General features: G+C 59.7%; 12 protein-coding genes and 1 pseudogene. 8 read left to right on the top strand and 5 right to left on the bottom strand.

What is annotated here, in order from left to right:
- Positions 1-260: 260 nt before the first annotated feature.
- Together AB4Z35_RS29365 and AB4Z35_RS29360 are read right to left on the bottom strand one after the other, a co-directional pair.
- Entirely contained in the window at positions 261-1,754 is a 1,494-nt protein-coding gene (locus AB4Z35_RS29365) for a CoA-acylating methylmalonate-semialdehyde dehydrogenase (RefSeq protein WP_108230323.1), read from the bottom strand.
- A 179-nt stretch (positions 1,755-1,933) separates the two neighbouring features.
- Positions 1,934-3,283: an aspartate aminotransferase family protein gene (locus AB4Z35_RS29360; protein WP_442101069.1), complete on the bottom strand. Its 1,350-nt coding sequence runs from the start codon at positions 3,281-3,283 to the stop codon at positions 1,934-1,936.
- A gap of 139 nt (positions 3,284-3,422) precedes the next feature.
- Here AB4Z35_RS29360 and AB4Z35_RS29355 point away from each other — a divergent pair, with 139 nt between their 5' ends.
- The 3 genes from AB4Z35_RS29355 (at position 3,423) to AB4Z35_RS29345 (ending at position 5,805) form a co-directional block, all read left to right on the top strand.
- On the top strand, positions 3,423-4,343 hold the full coding sequence (locus AB4Z35_RS29355) for a LysR family transcriptional regulator (RefSeq protein WP_442101068.1): 921 nt from the start codon (positions 3,423-3,425) through the stop codon (positions 4,341-4,343).
- A gap of 211 nt (positions 4,344-4,554) precedes the next feature.
- The gene (locus AB4Z35_RS29350; protein ID WP_007997070.1) at positions 4,555-5,205 is read left to right on the top strand and encodes a TetR/AcrR family transcriptional regulator; all 651 of its coding nucleotides are present in this window, start codon (positions 4,555-4,557) and stop codon (positions 5,203-5,205) included.
- A gap of 18 nt (positions 5,206-5,223) precedes the next feature.
- Complete coding sequence (locus AB4Z35_RS29345) at positions 5,224-5,805, top strand: IMPACT family protein (RefSeq protein WP_442101067.1); 582 nt, start codon at positions 5,224-5,226, stop codon at positions 5,803-5,805.
- A 471-nt stretch (positions 5,806-6,276) separates the two neighbouring features.
- Here AB4Z35_RS29345 and AB4Z35_RS29340 read toward each other — a convergent pair whose 3' ends face one another.
- A complete protein-coding gene (locus AB4Z35_RS29340; protein WP_442101072.1) occupies positions 6,277-6,708 on the bottom strand; it encodes a hypothetical protein in 432 nt (143 codons plus the stop codon).
- An 83-nt stretch (positions 6,709-6,791) separates the two neighbouring features.
- On the opposite strand from AB4Z35_RS29340, the gene AB4Z35_RS29335 reads away from it, so the two are divergent.
- The 5 genes and pseudogenes from AB4Z35_RS29335 (at position 6,792) to AB4Z35_RS29315 (ending at position 11,298) form a co-directional block, all read left to right on the top strand.
- On the top strand, positions 6,792-7,148 hold the full coding sequence (locus AB4Z35_RS29335; RefSeq protein WP_442101071.1) for a MerR family transcriptional regulator: 357 nt from the start codon (positions 6,792-6,794) through the stop codon (positions 7,146-7,148).
- A 19-nt stretch (positions 7,149-7,167) separates the two neighbouring features.
- On the top strand, positions 7,168-7,857 hold the full coding sequence (locus AB4Z35_RS29330) for an SDR family oxidoreductase (protein ID WP_442101066.1): 690 nt from the start codon (positions 7,168-7,170) through the stop codon (positions 7,855-7,857).
- A 253-nt stretch (positions 7,858-8,110) separates the two neighbouring features.
- A complete protein-coding gene (locus AB4Z35_RS29325) occupies positions 8,111-9,469 on the top strand; it encodes an 8-oxoguanine deaminase (protein WP_442101065.1) in 1,359 nt (452 codons plus the stop codon).
- A gap of 529 nt (positions 9,470-9,998) precedes the next feature.
- A pseudogene (locus tag AB4Z35_RS29320) lies at positions 9,999-10,259 on the top strand (BMP family ABC transporter substrate-binding protein); the annotation flags it as partial.
- Positions 10,260-10,344: 85 nt separating this feature from the next.
- Positions 10,345-11,298 carry an adenosine deaminase gene (locus tag AB4Z35_RS29315; RefSeq protein ID WP_007996475.1) on the top strand — a complete coding sequence of 318 codons (954 nt, stop codon included), beginning with the start codon at positions 10,345-10,347 and terminating at the stop codon, positions 11,296-11,298.
- 54 nt (positions 11,299-11,352) lie between these two features.
- Here the strand turns inward: AB4Z35_RS29315 and AB4Z35_RS29310 are convergent, their stop codons facing one another.
- Positions 11,353-12,087 (bottom strand): ArsR/SmtB family transcription factor, encoded by a 735-nt coding sequence (locus AB4Z35_RS29310; RefSeq protein WP_442101064.1) that lies wholly within the window; start codon positions 12,085-12,087, stop codon positions 11,353-11,355.
- Positions 12,088-12,403: 316 nt separating this feature from the next.
- Positions 12,404-13,333: a LysR family transcriptional regulator gene (locus tag AB4Z35_RS29305; protein WP_442101063.1), complete on the bottom strand. Its 930-nt coding sequence runs from the start codon at positions 13,331-13,333 to the stop codon at positions 12,404-12,406.
- Positions 13,334-13,388: the final 55 nt, after the last annotated feature.

The raw sequence follows: 13,388 nt of genomic DNA, 5'->3' as shown, positions 1-13,388 counted from the left end.
CTACAGCGTTACACGCTGCTGTCAACACCTCTTTTTCAACTTCCTTTGCGCTTCGATGAACTGAAGCAACCACTGCCGAAAACTGCGTAACTCTTTGTTTACCAAGGAGTTTTCCGTTTCGACTGCGCCGGAAGTGGGGCGAATTATAGACACCTGAGATCTGCCGTCAACACCTATTTTCACAAATCTGTCATATAGGTCAAAAAAGCCTCTAAAACAAAAAGGCCGACCCAATGGGTCGGCCTTCTGCCCCCTTCTACTTACAAGCTAGGGAACGCGAACTGCGAAGCTTCATGGCTAGCACGTTGCGGCCAGCGCTGGGTGATGGCTTTGCGGCGAGTGTAGAAACGCACGCCATCCGGGCCGTAGGCATGCAAGTCGCCGAACAGCGAACGCTTCCAGCCGCCGAAGCTGTGATAGGCGACCGGCACCGGCAACGGTACGTTGACGCCGACCATGCCGACTTCGATCTCGTCGCAGAACAACCGCGCAGCTTCCCCGTCACGGGTGAAGATGCACGTGCCGTTGCCATACTCGTGATCGTTGATCAGTTGCATGGCTTCTTCCAGGCTGTTGACCCGAACAACGCACAACACCGGCCCGAAGATCTCTTCTTTATAGATGCGCATCTCTGGCGTGACGTTGTCGAACAGGCAACCACCCAGGAAGAAGCCTTCCTCGTGACCCGCCACAGTCAGGCCACGACCATCCACTACCAATTTCGCGCCAGCGGCTACGCCGTCTTCTACATAACCGCTGACCTTGTCACGAGCCTGGCCAGTCACCAGAGGGCCCATATCCAGACCGCAGGAAGTACCGGCACCGATTTTCAGCGCCTGGATCTGCGGAACCAGTTTGGCCACCAGTGCATCGGCGACCTGGTCACCGACACACACGGCCACGGAGATAGCCATGCAGCGTTCACCGCAAGAACCGTAAGCCGCGCCCATCAGTGCGCTGACAGCGTTGTCCAGGTCTGCATCCGGCATCAGCACGGCGTGGTTCTTCGCACCACCCAGGGCCTGAACGCGTTTGCCGCGCTTGGTGCCTTCGGAATAGATGTATTCAGCAATCGGCGTCGAACCGACGAAGCTCAGCGCTTTGACTTCCGGCGCCTCGATCAGTGCATCCACTGCAGTCTTGTCACCGTGCACCACGCTCAGCACGCCTTTCGGCAGACCCGCTTCGAGCAGCAGTTGCGCGATCAACAGTGTCGAACTCGGATCACGCTCGGATGGCTTGAGGATGAAGCAGTTGCCGCAGACGATTGCGAGCGGGTACATCCACAGCGGCACCATGGCCGGGAAATTGAACGGCGTGATACCGGCCACTACGCCCAGCGGCTGGAAGTCAGACCAGGCATCGATGTTCGGGCCGACATTACGGCTGTATTCACCCTTGAGGATTTCCGGAGCCGCGCACGCGAACTCGACGTTCTCGATACCGCGCTTGAGTTCACCGGCCGCATCTTCCAGGGTCTTGCCGTGCTCTTCGCTGATCAGTTGGGCGATACGCGCTTCGTTCTGCTCCAGCAGTTGTTTGAAGCGGAACATCACCTGGGCTCGCTTGGCCGGCGGCGTGTTGCGCCAGGCCGGGAACGCAGCCTTGCCGGCGTCGATGGCGCTCTGGATGGTTTCGCGGGTCGCCAGCGGCAACTTGTGGATTGCCTGACCGGTAGACGGGTTGAACACATCAACTGCGCGACCGTTCTCGGTCACCAGTTCGCCATTGATCAAATGCGGAATAACGCTCATGGAAGCTCCTGAAAAGTTGTCCACAGACGCCTACGAAATGACGCCTGCTATATATAGATGCTTTGTGTAGGAGCGAGCTTGCTCGCGAAGAGGGTGAGGGCGCCGCGTTCATCCAGGCAGCCCGCATCATCGTTAACGTCCATCGCGAGCAGGTTCGCTCCTACAGGTGTGTTGTCAAATCAGTCGATCTTGCTCAGCACTTCGCCGACCGCGTCGAACAGGCGGTCCAGATCCTGCGGCTTGCTGTTGAAGGTTGGGCCGAACTGCAGGGTGTCGCCGCCGAAGCGTACGTAGAACCCGGCTTTCCACAGCGCCATGCCGGCTTCGAACGGACGCACGATGGCGTCGCCGTCACGTGGAGCGATCTGGATCGCGCCGGCCAGGCCGTAGTTGCGGATGTCGATGATGTTCTTGGTGCCCTTCAGGCCATGCAGCGCATTTTCGAAATGCGGCGCGACTTCAGCCACGCTCTGCACCAGGTTTTCCTTTTGCAGCAGGTCAAGCGCTGCCAGGCCCGCGGCGCAAGCCACCGGGTGTGCGGAATAGGTGTAGCCATGCGGGAACTCAACCGCGTATTCAGGCGTCGGCTGATTCATGAAGGTCTGGTAGATCTCGGAGCTGGCAATCACCGCGCCCATCGGGATCGCGCCGTTGGTGACTTGCTTGGCGATGCACATCAGGTCCGGGGTCACGCCGAAGGTGGTGGCGCCAAACATGGTGCCGGTGCGGCCGAAACCGGTGATCACTTCGTCGAACACCAGCAGGATGTTGTGCTGGTCGCAGATTTCACGCAGACGCTTGAGGTAACCCTGTGGTGGAACCAGCACGCCAGCGGAACCGGCCAATGGCTCGACGAATACTGCCGCGATGTTCGACGCATCGTGCAGTTCGATCAGCTTGAGCAGTTCGTCAGCCAGGGCGATACCACCCTGTTCCGGCATGCCACGGGAGTAGGCGTTGCTTGCCAGCAGAGTGTGCGGCAGGTGGTCGACGTCCATCATCGCCTGACCGAACAGTTTGCGGTTGCCGTTCACCCCACCGAGGCTGGTGCCGGCGATATTCACGCCGTGGTAGCCACGGGCACGGCCGATCATTTTGGTCTTGGTCGACTGGCCCTTCAGGCGCCAGTAGGCACGGACCATCTTCACCGCGGTGTCAGCACACTCGGAACCCGAGTCGGTGAAGAACACGTGGTTCAGGTTGCCCGGGGTCAGGTCGGTGATTTTCTCGGCCAGCTGGAACGACAACGGATGACCGTACTGGAAGGCTGGCGAGTAATCGAGCGTGCCCAGTTGCTTGGCGACCGCTTCCTGGATTTCCTTGCGGGTGTGGCCGGCGCCACAGGTCCACAGACCCGACAGCGAGTCATACACCTTGCGGCCCTTGTCGTCGATCAGCCAGCTGCCTTCGGCGCCAACGATCAGGCGCGGGTCGCGCTGGAAGTTACGGTTGGCGGTGTAAGGCATCCAGTGAGCATCGAGCTTGAGCTGGCTGGCCAGCGAAGTCGGGGCGTTTTCAGGCAAGTTCATGGGCAAAACCTCGCAAGGCAATAAGCGGCGTAAGGATTGAAAACCGTTGTTGCAGCTAAATTGCCACGGGGATAAAGTCGGTGAAATGCAACTCTTCTAATGTTCAGTCAGCCAATCACTAAACTTTTGAGTAACCCGCATGAGCACTCGCCGCCCCGATCCGCTGGCCCAGGTCAGCGACTTTGATATTCGCCTGCTGAGGATCTTTCGCAGCGTGGTGGAATGCGGCGGCTTCTCCGCGGCGGAAACCGTGCTGGGCATCGGTCGTTCGGCAATCAGCCAGCAGATGAGCGATCTGGAGCAACGCCTCGGTCTGCGCCTGTGCCAACGTGGACGTGCCGGGTTTTCCCTGACCGAAGAAGGCCGCGAGGTCTATCAATCGGCGTTGCAACTGTTAAGTGCACTGGAAAGCTTCCGCACCGAGGTCAACGGCCTGCACCAGCATTTGCGCGGCGAATTGATCATTGGTCTGACGGACAACCTGGTCACCCTGCCCCACATGCGCATCACCCATGCCCTCGCGCAATTGAAAGAACGCGGCCCGGATGTGCAGATCCAGATCCGCATGATCGCGCCCAATGAAGTCGAACAAGGCGTGCTCGATGGCCGCCTGCACGTCGGCGTGGTGCCGCAGGCCAGCGCACTGTCGGGGCTGGAGTATCAACCGCTGTATAGCGAACGATCGCTGCTGTACTGCGCGGTCGGCCATCCGCTGTTTTATGTCGACGACAAACAACTGGACGACGAACGCCTGAACAGTCAGGACGCCATCGCGCCCACCTTCCGTTTGCCGGCTGAGATCCAGGCCCACTACCAGGCGCTCAATTGCACAGCCAGTGCCTCGGACCGCGAAGGCATGGCCTTCCTGATCCTGACCGGACGCTACATCGGTTACCTGCCGGATCACTACGCGAGTCTTTGGGTGCAGCAAGGCCGGTTGCGCGCGTTGAAACCCAAAATGCGCTTCTATGACCTGAGCCTGGCGTCGGTCACACGCAAGGGGCGTCGACCTCATCTGGTGCTGGAGAGTTTTCTGGAGAGTCTCGCGGCGACTCGCTGAATTGTTGGATTACAGAAACCTGTGGGAGCGGGCTTGCCCGCGAAGAGGCCGGTACATCCAGCATCCATGTTGTTTGACACACCGCCTTCGCGAGCAAGCCCGCTCCCACAGTAGATTGCGGAGCAGGGTTTTATTGTGTGAGGACTTGTCTGAAGCCGGTGGGTACGTTATCAACGCACTGGCCGTCCCATCCACCAGTTCGGAAGTGCTTATGACCTTTGAAGTCCCCGCCCACGGCGGAAAACCCGTCAGCCGCATTCGTCAGAAAAACGAAGAGACCATCATCAAAGCCGCCGAAGACGAGTTTGCCCGTCACGGGTACAAAGGCACGAGCATGAACACCATCGCCCAGAACGCAGGGCTGCCCAAGGCGAACCTGCATTACTACTTCACCAATAAACTCGGTTTGTACGTGGCGGTGCTGAGCAACATCATCGAACTGTGGGACAGCACCTTCAACACCCTCACGGCCGAGGATGATCCGACCGAGGCCTTGACCCGTTACATTCGCGCCAAAATGGAGTTCTCCCGCCGCCAGCCGCAAGCCTCGCGGATTTTTGCGATGGAAGTCATCAGCGGCGGTGAATGCCTGACCGAGTATTTCAACCAGGATTATCGCGCCTGGTTCCAGGGCCGTGCGGGCGTGTTCCAGGCCTGGATCGACGCTGGCAAAATGGACCCGGTCGATCCGGTGCACCTGATTTTCCTGCTGTGGGGCAGCACCCAGCATTACGCCGACTTCGCCACGCAGATCTGCCGCGTCACCGGGCGCGCCAGGTTGACCAGGCAAGACATGGAAGACGCCGGAGATAACCTGATTCGCATCATTCTCAAGGGCTGCGGCCTGCAACCTGCCATTTAAGTAGCCATTCAGGTACGTATGTCTTTTACCCTCAGTGGTTTTTGCGAATACCGCGAAGAGATTCGCAAGAGCCGCTTCATTACCTTCGCCGCGCCAATCTCCAGCCCGGCCGAAGCCCAGGCGTTCATCGAACAGCACAGTGACTTGAATGCCTCGCACAATTGCTGGGCGTGGAAGCTCGGCGATCAGTATCGCAGCACCGATGATGGCGAGCCCGGCGGCACGGCTGGCCGGCCGATTCTGGCGGCGATCGAGGCACAGGATTGCGACCAGGTCGCAGTGCTGGTGATTCGCTGGTATGGCGGCATCCAACTGGGTACCGGGGGGCTCGCCCGGGCCTATGGCGGTGGTGCGAATAAATGCCTGCAAGCGGCGCCGAAAGTCGAGCTGATCAGCCGGGTGCCGCTGCGTTGCGCTTGCGGGTTTGCCGAGTTGGCCTTGGTCAAGCTGCGGGTGGCGGAGGCAGGTGGATTGGTTGTGGATGAAAGTTTCACCGCCAATGGTGTCGAGTTGCAGTTGGCTGTAGGCGATGCGCAAATCGATACCTTGCAGTCACAGCTGGCCGATTTGAGTCGTGGACGTATTCTCTTGCTGCGCTAAAAACAAGAGCAAAAGATCGCAGCCTTCGGCAGCTCCTACATGGGATCGAGCTGCGATCTTTTGGGGCACGCCGCTTTTCCACTTATTCCATATTTGCCCACATCTGCTGTGCACCMGGCTGTGGATAACCTGAGCACATTCGGCTGTAACCCTTGTGTCATACGGCTTTGCGGACTTTGCTCAATTTTCGTCCAATCTGCCATCAAGCACATCAAATTCAAATAAAAACAAATAGTTACAACGGTTTATCGCCTTTAGAAGAAAGCCACTCAGTGCTTATGCCCGTGCTTGGAGCTTGCGCACAAATACTGTGGAGCAATCTGTGGATAACCCGTTCATGGCCCTCTCGGCGCCAGATCCGATATGGCTTGCAGCCAACTGCTCATTTTTTAACCAAATCACAATGGGCAAATTCGGAGCCTGATCCGAGACCTTGCCCTTAAGTGGTGCCGTGGCGCAGAGACGCACCTGCTAATCCGCGGAACCAGCAGGTAAGTCTGCTCGCGATGGCTGCCGAACAGGCAGCACCTGAGCGACGCCCCACGCCAATTCAAAAATCAGAAAAACCACCAGCAGCGAACTCGCACCATGAGCAAGGGCATAAGCCTGCCATGCCGAAAACAGAAATCTCGCGACCGAGTCATATCGCCCATAAATTTGCTGTGGATCACGAATCCGCAGCACCGCCCATACGCAGACAATCGACCCCAACAGATTCGCCATCAACATGTGCACCGGTTCGAACGGCGGCAGCTCACCGGGCAAACTCAACGCCTGGCTCACACCCGTCAAAACCCCATGCAGCGCCGCAAAACTCCACGGCGTGACAAACGCGACCGTCACGATCAGGTCGTACCAGGCACTGCCTTGCACCAAACGGCGATATTGCGTTGTAGTCCACATCGACATTGCTCCATCAATTCAGGGAGCAACAAGGCTAAAGCCTGGAGTATGCTCCAGGGTCAAGCCCCCTTCGAGACGTGATGATGCGCATCGGTGAATTAGCCCAGGCCAGCGCCGTCAGCCGCGACACGCTGCGCTTTTACGAGCAGCGCGGGTTGATCGCCGCGCAACGCAGTGCCAACGGGTATCGCGACTATCCGCCAGACATGGTGCAACTGGTGCAGTACATCAAGACCGCTCAACGACTGGGCTTTACCCTCGGCGAGATCGGCAACAGCGTCGCTGCGATCTGGCAGTCGCCCGATCCCGACCGTGCCGTCACGCAATTGCTGCAAGACAAACTCAAACTGATCGATGCCCGCATGGCCGAACTCGGCGCGCTGCGCGATGAGTTGCAACAACGGCTCGGGCAACAGTGTCCATTGAATCCACGACTCTGAATCTTCAAGGAAGCCAATCATGTCCAAGGCAAAAACCGCACTCATCATCGGCGCCTCCCGGGGGCTTGGCCTCGGGCTGGTGAAAACCCTGTTGGCCGATGACTGGCAAGTCACCGCCACCGTGCGCGATCCGCAAAAAGCCGAAGCCTTGCAGGCCCTGGGCAAGGTGCAGATCGAAAAGCTCGACATGGACGATCAGCAAGCGGTGTCCGCCCTGAGCCAACAGCTCAATGGTGAAGTGTTTGACCTGCTGTTCGTCAACGCCGGGGTCAAAGGGCCGGATGTCCAGACGCCAAACGGTGGCGCGACGATAGCCGAAGTCGGTCAGCTGTTTTTCACCAACGCGGTGGCACCGATCAACCTGGCCCAGCGTTTTGTCGAGCAAATCCGCCCGGACACCGGCGTGCTGGCGTTCATGAGTTCGGTGCTGGGCAGCGTGACCATGCCCGATGCGCCGGAACTGGCACTGTACAAGGCCAGCAAGGCGGCGCTGAACTCCATGACCAACAGCTTCGTCACCCAGTTGGGCGAAACCAGTATCACTGTGCTGTCGCTACACCCGGGCTGGGTGAAAACCGACATGGGTGGTGAAGGCGCGGACATCGACGTGGAAACCAGCACACGTGGTCTGGTTGATCAGGTGAATGCGTATGTCGGCAAGGGCGGGCACCACTTCATCAATTACCGGGGCGAAACCATTCCCTGGTAACCCCCACCGCCCACTGTGGGAGCGAGCTTGCTCGCGATGGCGGAGTGTCAATCAGCACATCTGTGTCTGGTAAACCGCTATCGCGAGCAAGCTCGCTCCCACAGGGTTATTTGTTGTCCTGTCGGGCCGGGCTTGCCCGCCAGAGCATTTTGATCGAAACTCCGCATCTCGCCTCCCCGGCGAACCTGGATCAGCAGACAGGGCAACACTGAGCTGGCAACCCTGAACCCAACTTTCAGAGGAGCCGGCCAACATGCCTGCGACCCGTACCTGGTTAAAAAATCCCCTCGCCATTTTCACGGCCAACGGTCTCGATGCCCGTGGCGGTCTGGTGCTGCAAGACGGCTTGATCGTCGAAGTACTCGGCGCCGGTCAACAACCGTCCGCTCCGTGCAATGAAGTGTTCGATGCCCGCGAACATGTGATCCTGCCGGGCTTGATCAATACCCATCACCACTTCTATCAAACCCTGACCCGCGCCTGGGCGCCGGTGGTCAATCAGCCGCTGTTTCCCTGGCTGAAAACCCTGTACCCGGTCTGGGCACGCCTGACCCCGGAAAAACTCGCCCTCGCCACCAAAGTCGCGTTGGCCGAGTTGCTGTTGTCCGGTTGCACCACCGCGGCCGACCATCACTACCTGTTCCCCGAAGGTCTGGAAAATGCGATCGACGTGCAAGTCGAGAGCGTCCGCGAACTGGGCATGCGCGCCATGCTGACCCGCGGCTCCATGAGCCTCGGTGAAAAGGACGGTGGCCTGCCGCCGCAACAGACCGTGCAGGAAGGCGAAGTGATCCTCGCCGACAGCCAGCGGTTGATCGCCGAATACCACGAGCGCGGTGACGGCGCGCAAATCCAGATCGCCCTGGCACCGTGCTCGCCGTTCTCGGTGACGCCGGAAATCATGTCGGCCAGTGCCGAATTGGCGAACAAACTCGACGTGCGCCTGCACACCCACCTGGCAGAAACCCTCGACGAAGAAGATTTCTGCCTGCAACGCTTCGGCCTGCGCACCGTGGACTATCTGGACAGCGTCGGCTGGCTCGGCCCGCGTACCTGGCTGGCCCATGGCATCCATTTCAACCCGGATGAAATCGCCCGCCTCGGTGCCGCCGGCACCGGTATTTGCCATTGCCCGAGTTCCAACATGCGCCTGGCCTCGGGCATCTGCCCGAGCATCGAGCTGACCGATGCCGGTGCCTTGCTTGGTTTGGGTGTGGACGGTTCGGCGTCCAACGATGCCTCGAACATGATGCTCGAAGCGCGCCAGGCCCTGTACATCCAGCGCCTGCGCTACGGCGCCGAGAAGATCACCCCGGAACGCGTGCTCGGCTGGGCGACCAAAGGCTCGGCCAGCCTGTTGGGTCGTACCGATATCGGCGAGTTGGCGGTGGGCAAGCAGGCTGACCTGGCGATGTTCAAACTGGATGAGCTGCGCTTCTCCGGCAGCCATGATCCGGTCTCGGCCCTGCTGCTGTGCGGCGCCGATCGCGCGGATCGAGTGATGGTCGGCGGCAAGTGGCGGGTGATCGACGGGCAGGTCGAAGGGCTGGATCTGAAAGGGTTGATTGCTGATCACAGTCAGGCGGCGCGACAGTTGATTGCCGGGACCTGATACAACACTGATTAAAACTGTGGGAGCGGGCTTGATATTTATGTGACTGACACACCGCTTTCGTCGGAACGCCGCCCGGAGCAAGCCCGCTCCCACATTGGTTTTGTGGAGGGCTCAAAGGCCCAAGCAGCGACAACATGATGAACGTCGCAAACAACACGAAGTGAGTCATGCCTTCGATGGCGTTGGTTTCAGGGATCACCGACCTTTCCGCCAGCAACTCAGTCTGATCTTGCCTTAGCGCACCAGTGGGTGGCAGCTGTGCCAGGACATGCACTTTTATCGGACTTCACGAACCTATCGCGAGCAGGGACCGCGTTACTTTTGTGGGAGCGAGCCTGCTCGCGATGGCAATACCGCGGCTTCAAATTTTGTTGTGCTGTTGGTCAGCAGTTTGCATAGCCCTGTGCAGGCGCAAGAGTCCAGCCAACCTCACAACAAAATGGAGTCAAAATTCATGCATGACGGTCCGTTGACGAAGCTGCTTTGCGCCGTTGCGTCGGCCATCGGCCTGAGCGCCTGCCTGACTGCCAGTGCCTACGCCCCGCTGATCGATCAGGGCGTGGACGTGGTGTTCCAGCACACCGACAGCCCGGCGCCGATCCATGCCGCCGAACGTCGCGGCGTCTATGCCGTGGGCTACGCTTCGGACATGGCGTACTTCGGGCCGAAAGCGGTGCTGACCTCCATCGTCAATGACTGGAAGTCCCAGAACCACTGGGACGGATTGTCGGACGGCACGGTTGAGCTGTCGATCAGCGACCTGATGCCGGCGACGCTGAAGAGCGAGTGATGAACCGGCCGGTCAGGTTTTACCAATTGTTGCAGCAACCCTCTGTAGAATGGCGACCATTGCACCTGATGAGAAAAGAATCATGTACGACTGGCTGAACGCCCTGCCCAAGGCAGAATTGCACCTGCATCTGGAAGGCTCGCTGGAACCAGAGCTGTTGTTCGCCCTGGCCGAGCGCAACAAGATTGCCCTGCCATGGAACGACGTCGAAACCTTGCGCAAGGCGTATGCCTTCAACAACCTGCAGGAGTTCCTCGACCTGTATTACCGGGGTGCCGATGTGCTGCGCACGTCCCAGGACTTCTATGACCTGACCTGGGCCTACCTGCTGCGCTGCAAAGAGCAGAACGTGATTCACACCGAACCGTTCTTCGACCCGCAGACCCACACCGACCGTGGCATCCCGTTCGAAGTGGTGCTTAATGGCATCGCCGCCGCACTGAAAGATGGTGAGCAGCAACTGGGCATCACCAGTGGTTTGATCCTGAGCTTCCTGCGTCACCTGAGTGAAGACGAAGCGCAGAAAACCCTCGACCAGGCGCTGCCGTTCCGCGATGCGTTCGTCGCCGTGGGCCTGGACAGCTCCGAGATGGGCCACCCGCCGAGCAAGTTCCAGCGCGTGTTCGACCGTGCCCGTCACGAAGGCTTCCTGACCGTCGCCCACGCCGGTGAAGAAGGCCCGCCCGAGTACATCTGGGAAGCCATCGACCTGCTGAAAATCCAGCGCATCGACCATGGCGTGCGCGCCATCGAAGACGAGCGCCTGATGCAGCGAATCATCGACGAACAGATCCCGCTGACCGTGTGCCCGTTGTCGAACACCAAGCTTTGCGTGTTCGATCACATGTCGCAGCACAACATTCTCGACATGCTGGAACGTGGCGTGAAAGTGACCGTGAACTCCGATGACCCGGCGTACTTCGGCGGCTATGTCACCGAGAACTTCCATGCGTTGCACACCCACCTGGGCATGACCCAGGACCAGGCCAAACGCCTGGCGCAAAATAGCCTCGATGCGCGCTTGGTGAAACCGTAAGGTTCAGCGCCAAAGCCCGACGGGTGCGAGAGCATTCGCTCCCGCAACGGTGCATTAAAGCGCCAGTTCCAACTCGGGTTCCTGGGCAAAGCGATGAATCTCGCGTTGCCCGGAGGCCGTCACTTGCAAGGCTCGGGAATCGTTGGGCAAGCTCAGCCACCCCGACTGCATGAACAGCTGCAACAGTGCCGCGCCCAGCGAGCCGCCCATGTGCGGGCGTCTCTCGCTCCAGTCAGGACACGCGCAGGCAACCCTGCCGTTGTGATGGGCCAGCGCCTGGATGAACACGCCCCGTGCCGCCAACTCCGTCGCGCCCTTGAGCGTTACCGTGACCCGCTGATCAATCTGTTCGATCCAGCCTGCCTCCAGCAGTCGCTGATACAGATCGGCGGACAGGGTGCCCCCCAAGTGATCGTCGCACAGTCGGGCACTCAACAATGGCGAACGCACCGCCCGGGGTTTGACGAGAGGCGCATTGCGCTTGAATACGTCCGCAATATCCTGGGGTGCGCTGGCGAAGGTCGCGCTGGCCAGTGCTTCGATTGCCGCCCCGACCTCGGGAGCGGCCAAGCGGAAGAAGCGTTTGCGGCCGCGGCTTTCAACCCTCAACAGACCTCCAGCGGACAAACGTCCCAGGTGTGCACTGGCCGAAGACGGTGACAGGCCGGCCAGCAATGCCAACTCTTCGGTTGCCCGCGCCGAACCATCCATCAAGGCCCACATCATTGCGCTGCGCTTTGGGTCAGCCAGCAATGTGGCGATCTGGCTGATGCAAGGTGCATGTTCCATGTATTCACTCCCTGTTGAATCGTTTCGTCTTCTGACCAGAAACATCTTGACCAGTAATGTGTCGTCGGCCAATCCGTGGAAACTGCCATGAGTCCGGCAACGCCTTGCTCACCCATTAGCGCTGCCTGGCCGATGCCGCGAAGGCCAGAAGGATGACCGTGCTGCCGGGCCGACTCGAACGTGGACCCGCCATAGGGGGATCGACGCTACTTACATGATGAGGGCGCTAGTATATGCGGGTTGGTCGGCGGATCCTGCCCTCCCCCCGGCATAGGTGGTGATCGTTCCTGAGGGAAATTTCTCTTTTTTTGTGCGACTAATGATCGATATCCGAAAAGCCCGGAAATTGACTGCTCAACAGGGCGCATCGGCTGACAAGCATTTCGCGCAACAGGTTCACCGGCTTACTCAATTGTGCGCGATGGGCGCACAACAGATTCAACGGTGCGCGCTCGCAGAGCAGTTCCGGCATCAGCACCTTCAAGCGGCCGGCCAGTACATCGGCGGCCACATCGAGCCAGGATTTGTAGGCGATCCCGGCACCGGCCACGGCCCAAAGGCGAACGACGTCGGCATCGTCACTGAAGCGATCGCCGCTGACGGTCAGGCTGACTTCGCGTTTGCCGTCGTGAAAACTCCAATGATCGTGGACCCGGCTGCCGAGCATGTACAACAGGCAATTGTGCTGTGCCAGTTGCTCCAGATGCCGCGGTTCGCCGTGGCGAGCCAGATAGTCGGGAGCGGCGCACAACACCCGGCGGTTCTGCGGGGCGATGGGCAGCGCCACCAGGCTGGAGTCCTCCGGTTCACCGTAGCGCAGGGCAATGTCTACCGGTTGGCGGAACAGGTCGGCGATGCGATCCCCCAGCAGCAGGCGCACGGTCAGTTTCGGATGCTCGCGCTGAAACTGGTCAAGCCAGGGCAACAGCAGATGGCGGCCAAAGTCCGACGGCGCCGACAGTTGCAGAACCCCGCTGACCTGGTCCTGACCGCTGGCCAGTAATCGCCGGCCCTCGTCGAGATTGCTCAGTGCCGCGCGGGCGTACTCGAGAAAGCCCTCGCCTTCGGCGGTCAGGCGCAGGCTTCGGGTCGAACGGGCCAACAAACGGGCGCCGAGCTGTTGTTCGATGCGTTTGAGCGCCGCACTGGCCACCGCCGCCGACATGTCCATGCCCCGCGCGGCGGCGGACAGACTGCCCAGGTCCGCCGCCCGGACAAACAACTGCAAATCATCGAAACGCAGCATCAAGAGCACCGATTATCAAAAAAATATTGAAAGAGACTGCTCTTTTAGCCGGTTT

Origin of the sequence: Pseudomonas sp. KB_15, from assembly GCF_052114525.1 — a bacterium.
Taxonomy (GTDB): domain Bacteria; phylum Pseudomonadota; class Gammaproteobacteria; order Pseudomonadales; family Pseudomonadaceae; genus Aquipseudomonas.
Note: the sequence above shows the minus strand (reverse complement) of the source record. Positions and strands in the feature narration are given on the sequence as shown.